Genomic DNA, 20,138 nt, shown 5'->3' with positions numbered 1-20,138 from the left:
GCCCGAGCGGCGATTTCTGCAAATTTTCTGCGCCAATCTGCCGCTGCCCCTGCCATGGCGCTTGCCCGCGTCGCACCCCCCCGCGTAACACATTTCCAACGCTGAGGAGGAGACAGCACATGGGTTACAAGGACGTCTATGACAGCTGGAAGGCCGACCCCGAGGGGTTCTGGATGGAACAGGCCAAGGCGATTGACTGGGACACCCCGCCGACCAAGGCGCTGAACGATACGAATGCGCCGCTGTATGAATGGTTCACCGATGCCCGCGTGAACACCTGCTACAACGCGGTCGACCGCCACGTCGAAAACGGCCGCGCCGATCAGGCGGCGATCATTTATGACAGCCCGATCACCGGTGTGAAGGACCAGATCACCTTTGCCGAACTGAAGGACAAGGTCGCGGGCCTTGCCGGGGCGCTGGCCGCGCGCGGTGTGACCAAGGGTGACCGGGTCATCATCTACATGCCGATGGTGCCAGAGGCGCTGGTGGCGATGCTCGCTTGTTCGCGGATCGGGGCGATCCATTCCGTTGTCTTCGGCGGGTTTGCCGCCAACGAGTTGGCCGTCCGGATCGACGACGCCAAACCAAAGGCGATCATCGCCGCATCGTGCGGGATCGAGCCGGGCCGCGTGGTTGACTACAAACCGCTTCTTGACGGCGCGATTGACGCCGCCAGCCACAAGCCGGAGTTCTGCGTCATCTTCCAGCGCGAGCAAAGCCCTTCAGAATTGGTTGAGGGCCGCGATGTGGACTGGTTCGCCGCACAAGAGGGCGTTGCCCCGGCCGATTGCGTCCCGGTCGAAGGCGACCACCCGGCCTATATCCTTTATACGTCTGGCACCACGGGCGCACCCAAGGGCGTTGTTCGTCCGACGGCTGGCCATCTGGTGGCGCTGAACTGGACGATGAAGGCGATCTACAATGTCGATCCGGGCGATGTGTTCTGGGCCGCGTCCGACGTGGGCTGGGTCGTGGGCCATTCCTACATCTGCTATGGGCCGCTGATCCACGGCAACACGACGGTTGTCTTCGAAGGCAAGCCGGTGGGCACCCCCGATGCATCGACCTTCTGGCGGGTCATTTCGGAACATAACGTGCGCAGCTTCTTCACCGCGCCGACCGCCTTCCGCGCGATCAAGCGGGACGATCCCAAGGGCGAGATGATCAAGGATTTCGACATCTCCTGCCTGCGGGCGCTGTATCTGGCGGGCGAACGGGCCGACCCGGACACCATCGAATGGGCGCAGCGGGTGATGAACGTTCCCGTCTACGACCATTGGTGGCAGACCGAGACCGGCTGGACCATCGCCGGGAACCCCGCGGGGATCGAGGCGCTTCCGGTCAAGATCGGGTCGCCCACCGTGGCGATGCCGGGCTATGACGTGCAAATCCTTGACGAAGGCGGCCATCCGATGAAACCGGGCGAACTGGGCGCTATCGCGGTGAAACTGCCCCTGCCGCCGGGCACCCTGCCGACCCTGTGGAACGCCGAGGACCGGTATCGCAAATCCTATCTGACCACCTTCCCCGGTTACTACGAAACCGGCGACGCGGGCATGATCGACGAAGACGGCTATCTTTACATCATGGCCCGCACCGATGACGTCATCAACGTGGCCGGACACCGCCTGTCGACGGGTGGGATGGAGGAAGTTCTGGCCGCCCACCCCGACGTTGCCGAATGCGCGGTGATTGGCGTCAGCGACGAGTTGAAAGGGCAGCTGCCCATGGGGTTCCTCTGCCTGAACAAAGGCTGTGACCGCCCGCATGACGAGGTGGTCAAGGAGGTGGTGAAGCTGGTGCGCGACAAGATCGGCCCGGTTGCGGCCTTCAAGCTGGCCGTGGTGGTGGACCGGCTGCCCAAGACCCGGTCGGGCAAGATCCTGCGCGGGATCATGGTCAAGATCGCGGACGGTCAGGACTATAAAATGCCCGCCACCATCGACGACCCGGCGATCCTGGATGAAATCCGCGAGGCGCTTCAGACCCTCGGCTACGCCAAGGCCTGATCCTCGACGACGCAAATGGGTCGGGCGGTCCGTTGGGCCGCCCGACGCTGTTTCAGGGCAAACTATTGTTCCCGTTGCCACATGGGCCCGCCCCGCCCTACCCTTCGGTATGGATGGGAGGGACGATCATGGAAACGACACTTCTGACACTGCACTACCTGTCGCTGGCCGTGGGCATCGGTGGCGGGGCAGCGACCGCTGTCATGGCGGGGATGACGAAAGGCGCTGATCCGGCCATTGCCGGACATGTGGGCAAGGTCCAGTCGCGGGTCGGCGATATCGGCTTTGGCGCGATCATTCTGCTGTGGATCACCGGCATCTGGATGGTCGCGGACCACGGCGGATACGCGGCCATGCCCGCCGCCTTCACCTATAAAATGGCCGGGGTTGTTACCCTGACGCTTGCCCTTCTGGCAATGCAGGTGGTCAAGCGCCGGGCGATGGCGAAGGGACAGCCCCCAGCCGCGGCAACGATGGAGGGGTTGGGCCGGATCGCCCTGCTGTCTGCCATTTTTACCGTGATCATGGCTGTTATCAGCTTCAGCTAAACCATAGCTGCCGGGTCAGCCCGCCTTTACTGGCCCCCGGGGCCATTCGAATGCTTGCGCTATGGGCCATGTCGCCCAATACTGCGGCCACGTATTTATCGCACCATAGGAGTTTCACGTGGCAGGGAAGTTTGAAATCTACAAGGACAAGGCCGGGGAATTCCGGTTTCGCCTGAAGGCAGGCAACGGCGAGATCATTCTGGCCAGCGAAGGCTACAAGGCGAAGGCAAGCTGCGAGAACGGCATCGCGTCGGTCCGCAAGAATGCCCCCGACGACAAGCGCTATGAGCGCAAGGAAACCAAGTCGGGCGGCCATATGTTCAACCTCAAGGCCACGAACGGTCAGGTGATCGGCACCTCGGAAAGCTACACATCGACCTCGGGCCGGGACAACGGGATCGAGTCGGTCAAGAAGAACGCGCCCGACGCCAAGCTGGACGATCAGACCGCCTGATCCGTCAAACGAACTGCTCCGAGATCAGCCTTTCCTCCAGCCCGTGGCCGGGATCGAACAGGAGACGGTGCTGGATGCTGGGCTCGGAGCGGATTTCCACCTTCACGACATCCTTGACCGACCGGCTGTCGGCATCAGCCATAACGGGCCGTTTGTCGGGGTCGATCACGTCGAACTGCACCTCTGCCGATTTTGGCAGCAGCGCCCCGCGCCAGCGCCGGGGCCGGAAGGCCGCCATCGCTGTCAGTGCCAGAACATCTGCCCCGATCGGCAGGATCGGACCGTGGGCAGAGTAGTTATAGGCGGTCGACCCGGCGGGCGTGGCCACCAGCGCGCCGTCGCATACCAGTTCAGTCAGGCGCAGCCGCCCGTCGATGGTGATCCGCAGTTTCGCCGCCTGCGGTCCCGCCCGCAGCAGGGACACTTCGTTGATCGCCAACGCCCGGTGCACCGATCCGTCGCGACAGGTCGCGACCATCGACAGCGGGTTGATAATCTCCTCTTCCGCGGCGGCCAGCCGAAAGAACAGGTCATCCTCGTGGTATTCGTTCATCAGAAAGCCGACGGTGCCCCGGTTCATCCCATAGACAGGGGCGGGGTTGTCCTGCGTGGCGTGCAGGGTTTGCAACATGAAACCGTCCCCCCCCAGCGCCACGATGACCTCTGCCTTGTCCAGCGGATGGTTGCCATAACGCGCGACCAGCGCCTCGAACGCCTCTTGTGCGGGCGGGCTGTCACTTGTGACGAATGAAACTCTTGGTTTGGCGGCCATCTGCAGTCCTTGAAGGTTTCCAAAAGTGTTGGCCTTTGCGGAAAGGAAACGCAAGTCGCCTAAGAGATGCGGCAAATGGCGGCAAACCCGGAAAAGAAGTCGCATTGAGGGTTTTCCTATAGGAAACTTACCCCTATTGATCCGCCAACCTCCACCCTGGGACAAGGACACCAGCGATGAACGCCACCACCCGCGACTCGGGCTTTTTCACCGAAAGCCTGTCTTCCCGTGACCCCGAACTGTTCGGCGCAATCACCGGCGAACTGGGCCGTCAGCGCCACGAGATCGAACTGATCGCCAGTGAAAACATCGTTTCCGCCGCCGTGATGGAAGCCCAAGGCTCTGTCATGACCAACAAATACGCCGAAGGCTATCCGGGCCGCCGCTACTATGGCGGGTGCGAGTTTGTGGATGTGGCCGAAAACCTGGCCATCGAACGGTCCTGCCAACTGTTCGACTGCGCCTTTGCGAACGTTCAGCCGAACTCGGGCTCGCAGGCGAACCAGGGCGTGTTTCAGGCGTTGCTGACGCCGGGAGACACCATTCTGGGCATGTCGCTCGACGCGGGCGGCCACCTGACCCACGGCGCCAAGCCGAACCAGTCGGGCAAATGGTTCAATGCCGTGCAATACGGCGTGCGCCAGCAGGACAGCCAGATCGACTATGACCAGATCGCCGCGCTGGCCACCGAACACCAGCCGAAGATGATCATCGCCGGCGGCTCCGCCATTCCGCGCATCATCGACTTTGCCCGGATGCGCGAGATTGCCGACAGCGTCGGTGCCTACCTGATGGTTGACATGGCCCACTTTGCCGGTCTGGTCGCGGCGGGCCTTTACCCCTCGCCCTTCCCGCATGCCCATGTGGCCACCACCACCACCCACAAGACCCTGCGCGGCCCGCGTGGCGGCGCCATCTTCACCAACGACGAAGATATCGCCAAGAAGGTCAACTCGGCCATCTTCCCGGGCATTCAGGGCGGCCCGCTGATGCATGTGATCGCGGCCAAGGCCGTCGCCTTTGGCGAGGCGCTGCGCCCCGAGTTCAAGCTGTATCAGGAACAGGTCGTCAAGAACGCCAAGGCGCTGGCCGACCAGCTGATGAAAGGCGGTCTGGACATCGTCACCGGCGGCACCGACAGCCACGTCATGCTGGTTGACCTGCGCCCCAAGGGCGTGAAGGGCAACGCCACCGAAAAGGCACTTGGCCGGGCCAACATCACCACCAACAAGAACGGCATCCCCTTTGACCCGGAAAAGCCGACCGTGACCTCGGGCATCCGTCTGGGCACCCCGGCTGGCACCACCCGCGGCTTTACCGAGGCCGAGTTCCGCCAGATCGCCGACTGGATCGTCGAAGTGGTCGACGGGCTGGCCGCCAATGGTGAAGAGGGCAACGCCGAGATCGAAGCCAAGGTGAAAGCCGAGGTTGAAGCCCTGTGCGAGACCTTCCCGCTGTACCCGAACCTCTGATCGGCTGACGCAGACAGAATTTCGCGGGCCGCCTCTGGAAAACAGGGGCGGCCCGTGGTTCTTTCCAGCCCATGAAACAGACACGCCAGATCGAACGCTCGCTTGGCTCTGCCGTGCGCCATGCCCTGCCCGGATGGCTGGCCGAATTTGTGATGTTCGGTCTGAAGATGGGCTGGGCCGCGCTGTTCGGCGGGTTGATGCTGGGTGCGATCATCCTGTCGAAGACGGTGGATTTCGACGCCCTTCCGATCCACCGCTATGACACGCTGTTTCTGTTTGCGCTTCTCGTTCAGGCCCTGTTTCTGGTGTTCCGGCTGGAAACCCTGACCGAGGCGAAGGTGATCCTGCTGTTCCACCTGACCGGCACCGCGATGGAGTGGTTCAAGGTGGGCGCGGGCAGTTGGGGCTATCCCGAACCGGCCCTGTTCAAATTGCTGGGCGTTCCCCTGTTTTCGGGGTTCATGTATGCCAGCGTGGGCAGCTTCATTGCCCGCGTCATCCGCATCTTCGACATGTCCTTTGCCCCCTACCCGCGCCGCTGGGTCACATTCCTGCTGGCGGCGCTGATCTATGTGAATTTCTTCAGCCACCACTACCTGCCCGACATCCGCTGGCTGCTGATCGCGGGAACGGTGGTGATCTTCGGACGCACATGGATCGGGTTTACCGTCGGCGGGCGCTATCACATGCCGATGCCGGTGGCGGCGCTTTTGTCGAGCTTCTTTCTTTGGGTTGCAGAGAACATCGGCACGCTGACCGGCACATGGGTCTATGCCGGGACAGCGGCACAGGCCTTTGCCAGCCTGTCAAAAATGGGAAGCTGGTATCTGCTTTTGTATGTGGCGTTCGTCACCGTGACGGTCGTGGTCCCGCCCCCCGGCAAAACGCGGTAGGGCAGCCAAAGCCGCCCTACGAAATTCCCGTGACGGATCTTTTGCCTCGTCAATCCACCTCGGGGAAGATATGTGCCTGCGCCGGGTCAAAGCGGAAATTGGCTTCGGTCCCTTCGTCGAGGATGGCATCTTCTGACAGCGCCGCGACCAGTTGGGTTCCGTCTTTCAGCATCACGTTGACCACGGTCTCGCTTCCCAGACGTTCGGTCAGGATGACCTTGCCGTGCAGCATCCCGTCATCGCCTGCCGGGGCAAGATACTGCGGACGCACGCCCAGTGTCGCGGTCTGCCCCAGTGTGAATTTGCGCCCCTTGTGGGCCACGGTCACGGGGTCAAGCGCCGAGTTGGAGACGGTGACGCCATGATCGTCGATCGCATCAACCGTCACGCGGAGAAAGTTCATCGACGGCGCCCCGAGGAAGCCCGCAACAAAGAGGTTGGCGGGTTCATGGTACAGTTCCATCGGCGCGCCGATCTGCATGACCTGCCCGTCTTTCAGAACCACGATCTTGTCGGCCAGCGTCATCGCCTCAACCTGATCGTGGGTCACGTAGATCATCGAACTTGCCAGCGATTGATGCAGCTTGCCGATCTCCATCCGCATGTCCATGCGCAGGGCGGCGTCGAGGTTGGAAAGGGGTTCGTCGAAAAGAAAGACCTTGGGGTCGCGCACGATGGCGCGGCCGATTGCGACGCGCTGGCGCTGGCCTCCCGACAATTCCGAGGGGCGACGGTCCAGAAGATGTTCCATCTGAAGGATGCGCGCGGCCTCTGCGACTTTCCGTTCCTTCTCGGCCTTGCTGGCCTTGTTGATGGTCAATCCAAAGGCCACGTTTTCGCGCACGGTCATATGCGGAAAGATTGCATAGCTTTGAAAGACCATGGCGATCCCGCGCTTGGACGGTTCGAGGTCGTTCACAACCTGCCCGTCGATTTCAAGCGTGCCCGAGGTGATATCCTCAAGCCCTGCGATCATCCGCAACAGGGTGGATTTGCCGCAGCCGGACGGGCCAACGAACACCACGAATTCACCATCCTCAACGTCGATATCGACGCCTTTGATAACTTCGACGGGTCCATAGGATTTGCGCACATTGCGCAATTTGACATTGGCCATTTTCTACTCCGCTGCTTGCTGTTGCGAAGGGATATGCAGGTGGCCTTCGCGCCCGACGATCACTTCTTCCGGGTCCATGACGTGGCCGACGAAGTCACCGCCGTCCGGTCGGTCTGCGAACCCGAGGATCAGAAGCCGGTCGCCATCGCGAACGATCCGCGCGGCATAGCGGCGGCAGGGAAGCGCCCCGTCCAGGAAGTCAGGCCCGATGCGCCACGGACCGCGCGGATTGTCGGCGATCAGATAGTGGTTGCCCGTCACCGGGCCGCCCGCGGTCTTTGCCGCCTGCTCGATGGAAAAATGATCGGCTGCGGTGCAGAACAAGCAATACCACTGCCCGCCGTATTCAAACACCTGCGGCACTTCAAGCTGACCGTAGCCGCCAGTGAAGACCGGCGGTTGAAGGGTCCAGTCATAGCCGTCGGGCGAGGTGGCGAAGCCGATGCAGCCACCGGCGTTCGGCTCTGCAATGCCGCGCGACCGGGCCGTGAAATACATCAGCCACCCATCGCCATCGGGATCACGCATGACCCACGGATCGCGCATCGCCCGGTCGTGCCAGACCGAGTCATCCATGCTGACCTCATAGTGGACCGCGTTCGGACCATTCAGGTCGAGGATTTTCCCATCGCCGATCCGCGACCAGTTGTGCAGGTCGGTCGAGGTCGCATGACCAATCCGTTGGTAAAGCCCGTTTTCGGCTTTGGACGTGCCAGTATAGTAGAGATGCCAGAGGTCGTCATCGCCGCGCACCACGGATCCGGTCCAGGTCGTCAGATCGTCCCAAGCAGGCCCTTCGGTGGGCGCAAAGGTGGTGCCCAGATGGGTCCAGTTGGTCAGGTCGCGGCTGGTCGCGTGCCCGTAGGTGACGTTCCAATGCCGAAGCTCGGGATCGCCGATGCTGCGCGGGGCCTGAAGGAAATACCCGTGCCACAGGTCTCCGTCATGGACATACCAGCTGTCCCAGATGAACTTGTCTTTGATTGCGATAACCATGGCTTATCCTTTGACGCCGGTGGATGCGATCGAGGCAATGAATGCCTTCTGAAGCACCAGATAGAAGGCCAGTACGGGCACGGTGATCAGGGTCAGATAGGCCATGACCTCGCCCCAGGCGATGTTGAGTTGGAAGAAGTATTGCAGACCGACCATTACGGGGCGGTAGCTTTCCTCTTGCACCACGATCAGTGGCCAGAGGTATTGGTTATACATGACCAGGAATTTGAGGATCGCAGCCGTGGCCAGCACCGGGCCGGACAGGGGCATGACGACCTTGATATAGATCTGCCACCAGCTTGCCCCCTCGACCCGGGACGCCTCGATCAGTTCGCGCGGCAGGTCTTTGAAGTATTGCACGAAGAGGAAGATCGTCAGGCCATCCGCAATCCACGGAATGATCTGCACCCGGTAAGAGTTGAGCCATCCCCATTCCAACCCCTCCCAGCCGATCCACGGCAGTTTCGAGACAAGCAGGAGCAGCGGAATTGCGATGGTTTCGAACGGAACGATCAGCGTGGCGATGATGATCGACAGGGCAATGTTGCGGCCCCTCCAGTTCAGGAAAACGAACGAAAACGCGGCGAGCGAGCAGAAGAACAGGGACAACAAGACCGTCAGCCCCGTCACCAGAACCGAGTTGAAGACAAAGGTTGCGACGGGCGCGCGATCAAAGGCGGCGGCGTAGTTGTTCAGGCTCAGGTCGCCCACCGGCAGGAAAGCCCGGAAGCTGCCCGTATCCCGCAGAAGCTGCAGGTCCGGCTTGAAGCTGGACATCACCATGAAGACCAGCGGGAAGATGAAGATCACCGCGATCAGAGTAAGCACCGCGTAGCGGGTCGCCAGTCGCAGGCCCTGGTTGGAGGGATCAATGGCAGCCATATCTATTTCTCCCGCGTTAGGTAGCGTTGGATCATGCTGATGGTCAGGACCATCAGGAAGAGGACCACACTGATGGTCGCCCCACCCGAGATATCCTGCTTGCCGTAGCCGCGCTCGACGGCCTGGAAGACAAGCGTGGTGGTGCTGTCGAGCGGCCCGCCGTTGGTCATCACGTCAATCTGGGCAAAGAGGGCGAAGGCCTGCATCGTGATCACGATCAGCACAAGAATGGCGGTATTGCGCAGGCCGGGCCACGTCACATAGCGGAAGGTTTGCCACTTGTTGGCCCCTTCGATCGACGCCGCCTCGTAGAGTGTCGGCGAAATGGTCTGAAGACCTGCCAGCCAGATCACCATGTGAAATCCGACCGCCTGCCAGATCGACATGCCGATGATGGACCCAAGCGCCGTGTTAGGGTTACCGAGCCAATCCCGCCCCTCGAACATCCCAAAGCTGAGGGCGGAGAGGATGTTGTTCAACAGCCCGTCGTTGCCGTCATAGATGAAACGCCACAGAAGCGAGACAACGACGATCGAGACGACGACCGGCATGAAGTAGATCGCCCGGTAGATGTTGATGCCGCGCAGTCTTTGGTTGATCAGCAAGGCAAGGCAAAGCGCCAGCCCACCCTGCACCGGTGCGACGATCAGAACGAACATCAACGTGTTGGTCAGCGACTTCCAAAAGACAACGTCCGTCGCGACGACCACCTTCGCGGTATCGCCGGAATTCCAGCGGAACCACTCGCGCATCCCTTCGTAACCCGCAAAATCAGGGTTGTTGCGGGTGAAGGTTCGGACGCGCGGATAGACCAGATCGCCGTTGTCATCCCGAAGAAGATTGCCGTTTTCATCCTGTTCGGGGTCAATATCGATGACCCCGACGCTCAGCAGGCGCTCGTAATTGGACAGGCCGACGAATTCCGTCGGGTTGGGCGAAATCAGGCGCTGATTGGTCAGCGACAGCCAAAAGGCAAAGAAGAATGGCACCACGATAAACAGCGTGATTAGGCCGAAACCGGGAAACGCAAACAACCACCCGGACCGGTTTGATGTCGTGAGTTTCGATGCCATTGTTCGTGACCTTTTTGCGGGAAAAGTGCCGGAGGCGCGGCGAAGCGCGCCCCCGGCGGGAGGTAGGCGGGATTAGTGGCCGTAGCCGTTGTTCGCCGCGATATCAGCGTTGATTTCATCAACCGCCGCATCCAGCGTGTCAGCAACGTCGGCACCATTCGCGATGTCGGCCAGGGCCTTCTCGAAGACTTTCGCCTGAACGACGTAGCCGGGGGTCACGGGGCGAACCAGCGCCTGGGCTTCGGTCAGTTCGAAGAAGACTGCCATCGGGCCGCCGTCAGCGTAGTTCTCGGTCATCTGGGCCGAGCTTGCGGTGGCGGGGATCAGGCCGATGCCGTTGGAGAAGTCAGCCAGATACTGGTCCTGAAGCGCGAACTGGATGAACGCGGCTGCCCCTTCCGGATGCTCGGACGAAGCAGAGACCCCGAACTGCCAGCTGGCGGCACCGATGGTCGACCCGTTGCCAAAGTCCGGCGCCGGCAGGAAGAGCGTGTCGTCATGCGCATTGAGCGCACCCAGAGCAGCCCAGTTGCCGTTCCACGAGAAGGCGTACTTGCCGTCGATGAAGCCGCCGTCACGGTCGGCGGGGTCCTGGCTGGTGCCCGGCGCATAGCCGTTCGCAAACAGGCCCTGCCACCACTCGCCAAAGGCCATTGCCGCATCACCATTCAGCGCGCCTTCGGCGGTCTGATAGGTCGACCGGTCCACAATGTCGCCGCCGAAGGACTGCAGGAAGGGCGAGAAGGCATAGGGATACCATTCACCGGTCCAGGCCATGCCCAGATCGAGCGGGTAGTCAAACTCGCCCGAAGCCTTGGCGGCATCAAGCGCGGCCATGAACTCTTGGAGGTTCCACGGCTCTTCCAGCGTCGGCGTCCGCAGGCCAAGCGCGTCTAGCGTCGACTGACGGGTCACGAGCGCGACAGCCGCGTCCCAAAGACCGATGGAGTACAGCTCGCCATCCCAGTAGCCCTTCGGGCCGGGCAGGAAGTTTTCGATGACGCTTTCGTCAATCGGCAGCGGCTGCATGTAGCCGGCCCAAGCCCAGTTGGGCATGACGGGGCCATCGACGTCGAGGATATCGGGCAGGTTCCCGGCAAGTGCGGCAGCAACGACGGAGTCGTTGTAGGCGCCCTGCGGGAAGGATTCCAGCGACACAACCCAGTCAGACTGGCTGGCGTTGAAGTCGGAAACGATCTGGTTGATGATGTTGCTTTCGACCTCGTTCCCTGCCCCGTGATACCACATAGTCAGTTCGGTCTGGGCCGCCGCCGCGCTGCTGAGGCAGGCGCCGAAGACCAGAGCGGTCGTTAGTTTCAGTGTCGATTTCATGTCGATTTCCTCCCGACTGTTGAAAGCTTGGTGATGGGTCTTGGTAGTTCCCTGACAGAGCCGCCGGGGGTGACCGGGCCGCTGACCAGGATTGGTTTGTCCGGTGGCGCCTCGCCGTCCAGAAGCTTCAGCAGAAGCTGGGTGGCGCGAATGCCGATCGCCGCATAGGGCAGTTCGGCCGAGGTCAGCGTCGGATAGAGTGTTTCGGTGATCAGCCGGTAATTGTCATAGCCCGCGACGCTGATATCCCCCGGCAGGTTCAGCCCGCGAGAGCGCAGGATGCCATAGGCCCGCATCGCCATGCGGTCATTGCCGAAACAAATCACCGTTGGCGGCTCGGGCAGGGTCAGGACACGGTCGATGGCATCCCAAAGAAGCTGGACGGCCGTTTCCCGATCCGGAGATTCGATTTCGGCGGGAACCACGAGTTCCGGATCAAAGGCAAGCCCGGCCTCGGTCAGGGCCTCGCGGTAGCCCGCGGTGCGTTCGCGGGTGGCGTCCAGGTTGGGGCTTAGCGACAGATAGGCGATCCGCCGGTGCCCCTTGGCGATCAGCGAACGGACGAGCGCATATTGGCCCTGCCTGTCGTGCGGAAGGACCGATGGGGTCGCGCGGTCGTCGTAGCAGTTCGCGAGAACCAGTTTGATATCAGAGCCGATGCGCGGCAGGCTGACCTGCTGGTGAAAATCCGCCACATAGATGATGCCTTCGACCCGGTGTTCTTCGAAGGTGCGGATCAGATCGGGCACGCGCTCTGTCTTGCCGCCGGTATCGGCGATCAGAAGCGTCTTGCCGCTGGATTCAATCGCCTTCTGGATGCCCTGAACGATGAAAAGGTCCGGCAAGCCGCTGGTGTCGATCGCGTTGGCATTCATCGAGATGGCGCCGGTGATCAAGCCGATCAGTCCGGATTTATTGGACCGCATGGTGCGCGCGGCAGAACTGGGAACATAGCCAAGCTGGCTGATGGCCTGCTGCACCCGATCCAGCGTTTCCTTCTTCACGGGCGCGTCGCCATTCAGGACGCGGCTGACCGTTTTCGGCGAAACGCCTGCGGCCTTCGCAACATCATAAATGGTCGCCATTCCCAGTGCCCTCCCCCTGTCAGAACCGATGACATCGGTGTCATGACATCGGTGTCATAACCGAGTCGCCGCAATCGAGTCAATCTTTTGATACCGGCTGACCCGAGTCAGATGACGCAACTGGGGTCGATCTTTCGCGGCACGGAGCGCCCCAAACGTTCAAATCCCCTTACTAGCGGTGGAAAATGGAGGGTTGCCCTCATACACCCCTCCTGCCCCACGGTCGTTGGCCATGGCCATTCGTATCTTGGGGTCGGCGTGTGCGGCGGCGTCGGTCCCGCGCCCTCAGTTATTTTCGGACATATTGCCGGGCGGCATCCTGATCGACCACGTAGTCCCACGCCGTTTCATTCGCCGCCATCGCAGCATTGACGACCTGCTTCTGCGCCAGTCGGTCCCAGACATCGCGCCCGATGGCCTCAAGGTCGAAGCCGTCGGTGATGACCGACAGAAGCGCCGCCTCGATCTTTGCAACCGATGCGTCGCCGGCCCGGTTGTCCCATTCACCGGGATCGGTTTCGAGATTGAACAATTGCGGCGCGGACCCGTGGCAGTAGATCATTTTCCACGCGCCCTGTCGGACCATGAAACTGGGCCGCATGATGCCTTCGCCGTGGTATTCGGAAATGACCGGAACGTCCGGTAGCGGCTCGCCCCGCAGGGCAGGCAAAAGCGAGCGGCCCTCCATCGGGCGCGCCAGCGTTTGGCCCGCCATGTCGGCCAGCGTCGCGGGCAGGTCCAAAAGGGACACAGGCGTGTCGATGCTGGCCGGGGCAGTGCCGGGGATGTCGATGATCAACGGGATGCGCGCCGACCATTCGTAAAGGCTACGTTTCTGGATCAGTCCCTTTTCGCCCAACATCTCGCCGTGGTCCGAGGTGAAGATGACCACCGTATTGTCACGCAATCCCTGTTCGTCGAGAACCTCCAGAAGCTCGCCCAGCTTGTCATCGACATACTGGGCAAGCGCCGCAAACCCCCGGCGCATGGCCATCAGATCGTCGGGATTGCGAATGCTTTTGCGGTCGAGCCCATACCAGCGGATGAAGGCCCGGTCGAAATCAGAATAGCGGTCATCCATGTCGTCGGGATAGTGCGGCAGCGGCAGGTCGGCGTCCTTGTACATCTCCCAATACTTGCGGGGCACGATGTAGGGCGGGTGCGGGTTGGTGTAGCTGACCGTCAGCAGGAACGGCCCGTCCGGCGCATGGCGCAGGTATTCCAGCGCGCGGAAATGGGTTTCCTCGTCATACTGCAACTCAAGGCTCCAGCCGGCACCGATGTTCTGGGCCTGATATTGCGGCGCAAAATCAAAGGCCTTCGCCTCGGGGTCGTCGGGATCAAGCAATGGGTAGGACCAGATAAAGCCCGAAGGGTAGATATCGGTGTTCAGCCGCCGCTTGAACCCGTGCAACTGATCGGCTCCGACGAAGTGCATTTTGCCCGATAGGATCGTCTCGTAACCCGCGTTGGTCAGGTAGTGGGCAAAGGTCGGAATGAAACTGTGATAGGGGTCGCCGTTATCGTAGCAGCCGGTGGTCGAGGTGTGCAGGCCGGTCATCAGGCAGGACCGGGCGGGCACGCAGATCGGGCTGGGGGTATAGGCGTTCGTGAACTGGACACCGCGCGCGGCCAATGCCGCCAGATTGCGGGTCCGCGCGATGGGATACCCGCAGGCCTCCAACATGAATGGCGTCATCTGGTCGGCAATGACCAAAAGGATGTTGGGGGTTTGGGTCATGCGTCGGTATCCGTTTCTTGTGGCGCGGGGCAAGACCAGCTCACCCTGATGAAGGATCAGGCTCGGCCCATCTTGTAGCGAGGATGGTCGAAGGTCAGATGTTGTTCGCACCCAACCAACCCCGGTTTCGCGTGACGGTAAGGGGCCCGCCAATAGGGCTGAAGGGTGACGCCCTCATCCTGAATCAGCTTTTCGATCCTGGCAATGACCTCCCGTCGTGCATCCGCGTCGGCAATGGCCAGCGCCTGATCCAATAGGGCATCGAATTTCGAATTATTCCAACCGAATTCGTTCCATGCCTCTCCAGAGCGATAGGCCACATCGAGGATCTGTACTTCCAGCGCGCGACTATTCCAGTTGGTCGCCTAGAACGGGTCCTTCGTTCGGTCATTCCAGCACGTCGCCCCGGGCAGGACGGTCCGGCGAACCTTGATTTCGGCGTCCCTCAATTGCGCGGCAACTGCATCGCAGGTGTTTCTTCGCCAGTCATCGTCGATCGAAATAAGGTCATGTTCGAAATCGGCCATGCCCGCCTCTTGCATCAGGGGCAAGGCGCCTTCGGGATCAAAGTCCTGGGGCGGAAGCGGGTCGAAAGACTGTGGCGGCGAGAGGGGCTGGAAGCGCCAATGGCTGATAAATGAAGAAAACTCTCCAGCTCTTATCGGAGCGCTTTGCAACAAGGGCGGTATGCCTCGGTCGGCGTTACGCTTTGAAGGATCGCAAGCGGCAGTTGATAGTATGCCATTTGCGACAGGGCCTCGTAGCCTTTCTCCGACAGTTCTGTATCGACCGTTGATAGCGATAGCCTATCGCGCCAATTGACTTCGCTGTCCATGAATCGATGAATGCAAATGGCTTCTTTGAACACAAATTTGCAGATTTGAACCGATGGTACGGAAAGGTCAAAGATAACACTTAGTTCTAGGGCGTCGTCATACCGCCACCATGTTTCACCCCGGCGGATGAGAAACAGGGGTTGGACTATCCTATTCGAGCCTTCAAAATTGAACCAATATGACGAGACCATTCTGGCATTTGCCATTTCAGTCACAGATAGATCTTCTAGATCGGCAACCACAGTGAAACTTTGAGAAAGCTGAGGTACGTCTTCAGGCGCTTCCACAAATATTTCTCGCAGAAGAGACATACGCATCACCGATGCGTCAGCAACGCCAAATTTTTCTTGGCCTTGGCTGTCTACAATACTCAGCTGCTGTTTGATCTCGTCAATCGGCGCAGGCTGATTTTCGCTAGGCGCAACGCCGTCCGGCAGTGTTACATGAAATGACTCCAGAAAGATCGGAAGTGCGTCTTGCGGACTGGCCACAGTCGGAAACGCCAGCGCCGCCAAGAAAATCATACTGCGGACTGTATAACTCATTTCTGAACCCATGTTGGCGCGCCGATCGAACTTTCGCTTGGACATATTCACACAGGCAGTCTGAAACATCAGCAATCGGAGTGACGATCAGTTGCCCGACGCGGCACAAAGCGCAGTCCGTGAAGTTACATGGAAAAGACATTCTTGCAAGTTGCAGCGTCGAGTGCTCTGGGCTCTGAGCCGACTTGCGGCGTCGCAGAGCAAAGTTCGCCGACCACCCCTTGGCTTTGATTGGCCTGTTGGCCTTAGCCAGCCCAATCAAGACATTCGTTCTGAACGAGTGTCTCTTGGTCCCTCCTCCGAGTGGGACGGATTTCGGCCATTCGCGGCACCGGCAAACACATCGTGCTGACCTGCCCCCGAGGATCCTCCCTTCACTACGAGGGTGGCGGGGTTGTTCGGGCTTCGGTCGCTCGCTTGGCATTATTGGTCCGCCGTATTCTAAACATGGCGGTGGACCGGTTCAGTTGGGGAGATGAAAGGTTGCAAAATACGGGGTGAGTGAGGCGCAATCGTTGCTGCGCCGGGGTGCGCAGTGTGGCTTTGCCGTCTTGCCCAAGAGCCTGAACCCAGACCGAACCGCGCCAGAAAGAACGGCTTGGCGCTAATGCCCTTGCTTGGCGGGCGCGCCCGCGCATTTCGGACGTCCGACGATTGTGTTCGACAGGGTTTCCAGCCTGCGATCGAATTGTTTGAGCGACCGACGAACCCGTCGGATCGACCGGGCCACATCATCGGAATATCCGGCCTCGAGACTGCGTCTGTCGAACACTGTCGCGCCGTATTCGGAGGCCCGAACCTCTTTTGTAAGGTCTTCGATGTTGCAGCGCGGCGGCTCCATCAGATCATCCATCAGGATCGCCTTGAACTCCCGATAGAAACGTTCTGCCTGGGCTACATTGCCCTGCATCATCGCCGCCTTCATCTGTATTTCGCGAATATCCTCGCGGAAGGGCTCCAGCTTGGTCAATCTGGTGGCAAGGCTTTCGGCCGCCCGGAAATCCCCTGACTCGAAAGAAATCTGCGCCAACATGGCCAGCGCATCGCAATAGGTGTTTTCCAGTCGGGCCCGTTCGGTCAGGGCCCAGTCATCGGAAAGGTCGGAAAACGCGGCCCCTTCGTAGATCGCAATCGCGCGGATCAACAGATGCCCGGCCTGGGCGCCGCCCCGACCCGCACGGTTGACGATATGCTGAAACGCAAGCGCGTCGACCCATGTCCGCTGGGTCGGCGCAAAGACCAGACGATCGCGGCCCAGCCGATGGATCGACCCGGCAACGGCGTTGCACTTTCTTAGGCGCCAGAGCGCGGTCGACAAGGCCCGCTTACCTCTTTCAATCGGCAGGTCCGGCCAATGTGTCTCGGTCAGGTGCGTTCGGCAAAATACCCGCCCGGCGTTCAGGCTCAGAAAACTGAACAGCGATCGGGGAAAATCCGTTGGCAACTCTATCGAGCGCGGGCCCTCGCGAACCCTCAACCCTCCGAAATGGCGAATGATCAATGTGCTCATCTCAACCCCCAAAATGATGAGTCCAAGTATCCGGCCCGGGCCGCCACTCGCCAACTGCGGGAATCCATACCCGGCGGATTCTTGTCGATGACGGCAAAAAACCTGCGGAAAACATGGCCCGTGACAGCCCTGTGACCAATTGGTGACCGACCGGTGAACCGGGCCTGCTACCAAATCTCCACAACCCACGAGAAGGGCGTGACCATAATGAACATGGGACCGAACGCAGGCCGACGGACGATTCTTCTACGGCTCCACGTCAAATCATCAGAGCAGGCGACAACCGAGCCGCAGGCCGTTCGCGGTCAGGCGGAATGCATCGAACTGAAACTGCGACAGCGCATCAACGGCTTCGCCACCCTCAGGATGTTCATCGACCAAATCCTTGGCACCGCACCCGTTTCGCCGCGCTCAGACCAGAAGGAAGACTGACATGACACATCCGACCTTGGTCTACACCCGCTTTCCCGTTCTGCGGTCCGCATTTTCCGAGGAATTCGAAACACATGACGACGACGCATTTGCACAGGCGGTCGAGGCCTATTTCGAAGACTGGACGGTGGACGAGCTTGAGATCAATTTCAGAAACTTCGGCCGGACCCTCGGGCGCGGACTGAACCAGGTGGGCAATGTCGCGGCCCGTGCGGCGCCCGGCGCGCTTAGCGGTGCCATGCAGGGGGCAACGATGGGGGCGGCCCTTGGCCCCTACGGTATGCTGGCCGGCGCGGCCCTTGGGGCGATTGGCGGCGGCATTGCAAGCTATTCGCAGTCCGGGCAACGCAATCGGCCCGGCCCGGCCGCACCCCGGCCCGCGGCTGCGCCCGCACCCCGGCCAGCGCAAATGGCTGGACACCCGGCACCCGCCTACGCGCCGGTTCCGCAGGGTCGCCCCCAGGCCCTGTCGCCTCCCCCCGCAGCCGCGCCCAGCCAATCGCAGGCCATGACCGCGCAATTGATCCAGCTCTTGTCCCGGCCAGAGGTCATTCAGGCTCTCTTGTCGCTCTCGGTCGGGGCCATGGGCCGCCGCAACATCCAGGTAGGCAATCAGACGGTGCCCCCGGAACAGGTGCTTGACGCGATTGCCTTCACGCTCGGCGGGCGGGTCGCTTCGGCAACCGACACCCGAGAAAGCTGGACAGCGGCGCCGGGCGGAGAGGTCCTTGAGGCGATGGCTAGGTCGAACCCCGAAGATCATCCGTTCGGCCAGACGCTGGCAATGATCGAGGCAGACATCGAAGACCAGATGTTCTTCGACGCCGCCGACCCCGCCTTCACCCAGCACCTGTAGGGAGCACACAATGACCGATCTCATGCACATGTTGGCCGCCTCCGGATCGCAGGCGCCCAATGACCTGATCCAGTCCCTGATCAACAGCGGGCGCATTTCCGGCGAACGTGCACAGCTTCTTGAAATGATGATGGCGCAGCAGGCCGGGGACGAAAGCGAAGTGATCGACGCAGAGCCGGCTACCGAACCGCCTCACCATGCCGCCCCCCTCGACCACAGGATCGAGGCGCTCCTGACGCAATCCGCGGATCGGATCGATTATCTTGAGCGCTTGACCCACCGGCTGGGCCTCGCCCTTGGCGCCTGCCCCGAATGTTTCGGGCAGGACACCGATTGCCCGGAATGTCGTGGCCGGGGCCGCCCCGGCGACATGCGCCCGGACCGCAGGGAATTCACCACATTCGTTCTTCCGGTTTTGAGCCGGATGAGGCGCAGCCCGGAAAAGCGGACCGCGCGATTGCAGCCCACCCCGCACGGGGCGGCAGATTGATCATCTGAAAGGAGAAGACGATGGAACCGGAACTGATTGAAGAGGACGTCGGATACGACTTCGACGATTTCGGCGATCTACTCGAAACAGATTTCGAGGATGACGACGATCTTTACGACCACGAATTCGACGATGACGACGCGCTCGAATTTGCCGATGACGATGACTACGAAGACGATGACGACGATTTTGACGACGACATCGAACGTCGCGGACGCCGTCGTCGGGCGCGCCGCCGTGCGCGCCGGAACGCGCGCCGGATGAAGACCGGCCGTGGCAGCGGCTACATGCAGCGCCAGCTTCGCGGCTATGTGAAACGCAGCGAGCTGCAGAAAGCCTTGCGCAAGGTCGGCGGCGACATCAAGCGCAACGGCGCGGCGATCAAGACCACGGCTCGCCGGGTGTCCAGCAATGCCTCGCGCATTTCGTCGGTGCGGCGTGTCAACGCCCGGCAAAGCAAGGACATCACCAAGATCCGCAAGGACATGGAACAGCAGCAGCAGATGGCGCTGCTGGTTGCACTGATGGATCGCGGTCCCAAGACCTACGCGGTTCAGGGCAGTCTCAACAACGAAAACGGCACAATCACCCTGGACGAACAGAGCGACAACCTCAGCCTTCTTCTTCCCATGATGATGAGCGGCGGGATGGGCGGATCGGGCGGGTCCGGCGGACTGTTTGCAAACCCGTTGATGCTGTTGCTGCTGTTCTCTGACGGCCTGAAGTAGGGGCCGCGCCATGCAGATGAACAACGTCATATCCGGAATGATGGTCGGCAGGATTGCCGGCCAGGGCAACAAGGACGCCTTCCGAACCGGTCTGATCGGTGCTGCTGTCGGCGGCGAAGATCCGATGATGGTTTCGGTTGTGTCGCTGCTGTTTGCCCGCCGCCAACAGAAGGAGCGGCCCCGCCGCCCCCTCTCCCACAACACTGCGGAACCGGGCGCGAAGACGCAACGGGGCTGCGATGACAACGGCAAGGACAGTGGCCAGACCACCACCGAGGCCGTTACCGCCGAGCCGGCGGAGCAGAGCTCAGGCAGCTCAGACGGCGCCAAGTCGAAACGGCGCAGTTAGGTCCGAAAACGTCGG

At 61.1% G+C, this 20,138-nt stretch carries 20 protein-coding genes and 1 pseudogene; 10 read left to right on the top strand and 11 right to left on the bottom strand.

What is annotated here, in order from left to right:
* Window positions 1-119 precede the first annotated feature (119 nt).
* From prpE to EU803_RS16090, 3 genes are all read left to right on the top strand, one after another.
* The gene (gene prpE, locus EU803_RS16100; RefSeq protein WP_129684720.1) at window positions 120-2,012 is read left to right on the top strand and encodes a propionate-CoA ligase PrpE; all 1,893 of its coding nucleotides are present in this window, start codon (window positions 120-122) and stop codon (window positions 2,010-2,012) included.
* A 128-nt stretch (window positions 2,013-2,140) separates the two neighbouring features.
* Window positions 2,141-2,560: a hypothetical protein gene (locus EU803_RS16095; protein WP_129684718.1), complete on the top strand. Its 420-nt coding sequence runs from the start codon at window positions 2,141-2,143 to the stop codon at window positions 2,558-2,560.
* A gap of 118 nt (window positions 2,561-2,678) precedes the next feature.
* Window positions 2,679-3,014 carry a YegP family protein gene (locus EU803_RS16090; protein WP_129684716.1) on the top strand — a complete coding sequence of 112 codons (336 nt, stop codon included), beginning with the start codon at window positions 2,679-2,681 and terminating at the stop codon, window positions 3,012-3,014.
* A 4-nt stretch (window positions 3,015-3,018) separates the two neighbouring features.
* Here the strand turns inward: EU803_RS16090 and EU803_RS16085 are convergent, their stop codons facing one another.
* Window positions 3,019-3,786, bottom strand: a complete 768-nt coding sequence (locus EU803_RS16085) for an NAD kinase (RefSeq protein WP_129684714.1) — start codon at window positions 3,784-3,786, stop codon at window positions 3,019-3,021.
* A 176-nt stretch (window positions 3,787-3,962) separates the two neighbouring features.
* On the opposite strand from EU803_RS16085, the gene glyA reads away from it, so the two are divergent.
* Window positions 3,963-5,258 carry a serine hydroxymethyltransferase gene (glyA, locus tag EU803_RS16080; protein WP_129684712.1) on the top strand — a complete coding sequence of 432 codons (1,296 nt, stop codon included), beginning with the start codon at window positions 3,963-3,965 and terminating at the stop codon, window positions 5,256-5,258.
* Between the two features lie 71 nt (window positions 5,259-5,329).
* The gene (locus EU803_RS16075; RefSeq protein WP_129684711.1) at window positions 5,330-6,151 is read left to right on the top strand and encodes a DUF817 domain-containing protein; all 822 of its coding nucleotides are present in this window, start codon (window positions 5,330-5,332) and stop codon (window positions 6,149-6,151) included.
* Window positions 6,152-6,200: 49 nt separating this feature from the next.
* Here EU803_RS16075 and ugpC read toward each other — a convergent pair whose 3' ends face one another.
* From ugpC to EU803_RS16020, 10 genes and pseudogenes are all read right to left on the bottom strand, one after another.
* Window positions 6,201-7,268, bottom strand: a complete 1,068-nt coding sequence (gene ugpC, locus EU803_RS16070) for a sn-glycerol-3-phosphate ABC transporter ATP-binding protein UgpC (protein WP_129684709.1) — start codon at window positions 7,266-7,268, stop codon at window positions 6,201-6,203.
* Window positions 7,269-7,271: 3 nt separating this feature from the next.
* Window positions 7,272-8,264 carry a levansucrase gene (locus tag EU803_RS16065; protein ID WP_129684708.1) on the bottom strand — a complete coding sequence of 331 codons (993 nt, stop codon included), beginning with the start codon at window positions 8,262-8,264 and terminating at the stop codon, window positions 7,272-7,274.
* Between the two features lie 3 nt (window positions 8,265-8,267).
* Window positions 8,268-9,146, bottom strand: coding sequence for a carbohydrate ABC transporter permease (locus tag EU803_RS16060; RefSeq protein WP_129684706.1), 879 nt, complete (start codon window positions 9,144-9,146; stop codon window positions 8,268-8,270).
* A 2-nt stretch (window positions 9,147-9,148) separates the two neighbouring features.
* The gene (locus EU803_RS16055; protein ID WP_129684704.1) at window positions 9,149-10,219 is read right to left on the bottom strand and encodes a sugar ABC transporter permease; all 1,071 of its coding nucleotides are present in this window, start codon (window positions 10,217-10,219) and stop codon (window positions 9,149-9,151) included.
* Window positions 10,220-10,291: 72 nt separating this feature from the next.
* On the bottom strand, window positions 10,292-11,551 hold the full coding sequence (locus EU803_RS16050) for an extracellular solute-binding protein (RefSeq protein ID WP_129684702.1): 1,260 nt from the start codon (window positions 11,549-11,551) through the stop codon (window positions 10,292-10,294).
* Window positions 11,548-12,636 (bottom strand): LacI family DNA-binding transcriptional regulator, encoded by a 1,089-nt coding sequence (locus tag EU803_RS16045; RefSeq protein ID WP_129684700.1) that lies wholly within the window; start codon window positions 12,634-12,636, stop codon window positions 11,548-11,550. The genes EU803_RS16050 and EU803_RS16045 overlap by 4 nt, the downstream gene beginning before the upstream one ends.
* 289 nt (window positions 12,637-12,925) lie before the next feature.
* Window positions 12,926-14,377: a sulfatase-like hydrolase/transferase gene (locus EU803_RS16040; protein ID WP_129684698.1), complete on the bottom strand. Its 1,452-nt coding sequence runs from the start codon at window positions 14,375-14,377 to the stop codon at window positions 12,926-12,928.
* Window positions 14,378-14,433: 56 nt separating this feature from the next.
* Window positions 14,434-14,961 (bottom strand): annotated as a pseudogene (locus EU803_RS16035) (diguanylate cyclase); the annotation flags it as partial.
* A gap of 74 nt (window positions 14,962-15,035) precedes the next feature.
* Window positions 15,036-15,803, bottom strand: coding sequence for a hypothetical protein (locus EU803_RS16030; protein ID WP_129684696.1), 768 nt, complete (start codon window positions 15,801-15,803; stop codon window positions 15,036-15,038).
* 559 nt (window positions 15,804-16,362) lie between these two features.
* On the bottom strand, window positions 16,363-17,076 hold the full coding sequence (locus EU803_RS16020; RefSeq protein ID WP_165352882.1) for a BTAD domain-containing putative transcriptional regulator: 714 nt from the start codon (window positions 17,074-17,076) through the stop codon (window positions 16,363-16,365).
* Window positions 17,077-17,475: 399 nt separating this feature from the next.
* On the opposite strand from EU803_RS16020, the gene EU803_RS16015 reads away from it, so the two are divergent.
* Genes EU803_RS16015 through EU803_RS15995 form a run of 5 tightly spaced genes read left to right on the top strand, consistent with a single transcriptional unit; the run spans window position 17,476 to window position 20,123 of the window.
* On the top strand, window positions 17,476-17,700 hold the full coding sequence (locus EU803_RS16015; protein ID WP_129684692.1) for a hypothetical protein: 225 nt from the start codon (window positions 17,476-17,478) through the stop codon (window positions 17,698-17,700).
* A gap of 1 nt (window position 17,701) precedes the next feature.
* Window positions 17,702-18,556, top strand: coding sequence for a hypothetical protein (locus EU803_RS16010; protein WP_129684690.1), 855 nt, complete (start codon window positions 17,702-17,704; stop codon window positions 18,554-18,556).
* Window positions 18,557-18,566: 10 nt separating this feature from the next.
* Window positions 18,567-19,046 (top strand): hypothetical protein, encoded by a 480-nt coding sequence (locus tag EU803_RS16005; RefSeq protein ID WP_129684689.1) that lies wholly within the window; start codon window positions 18,567-18,569, stop codon window positions 19,044-19,046.
* Window positions 19,047-19,066: 20 nt separating this feature from the next.
* Window positions 19,067-19,774, top strand: coding sequence for a hypothetical protein (locus EU803_RS16000; protein WP_129684680.1), 708 nt, complete (start codon window positions 19,067-19,069; stop codon window positions 19,772-19,774).
* A gap of 10 nt (window positions 19,775-19,784) precedes the next feature.
* Window positions 19,785-20,123 carry a hypothetical protein gene (locus tag EU803_RS15995; RefSeq protein ID WP_129684678.1) on the top strand — a complete coding sequence of 113 codons (339 nt, stop codon included), beginning with the start codon at window positions 19,785-19,787 and terminating at the stop codon, window positions 20,121-20,123.
* Window positions 20,124-20,138: the final 15 nt, after the last annotated feature.

Source organism: Loktanella sp. IMCC34160 (assembly GCF_004145845.1).
In the GTDB taxonomy this organism is placed as follows: Bacteria; Pseudomonadota; Alphaproteobacteria; order Rhodobacterales; family Rhodobacteraceae; genus SELP01.
Note: the sequence above shows the minus strand (reverse complement) of the source record. Positions and strands in the feature narration are given on the sequence as shown.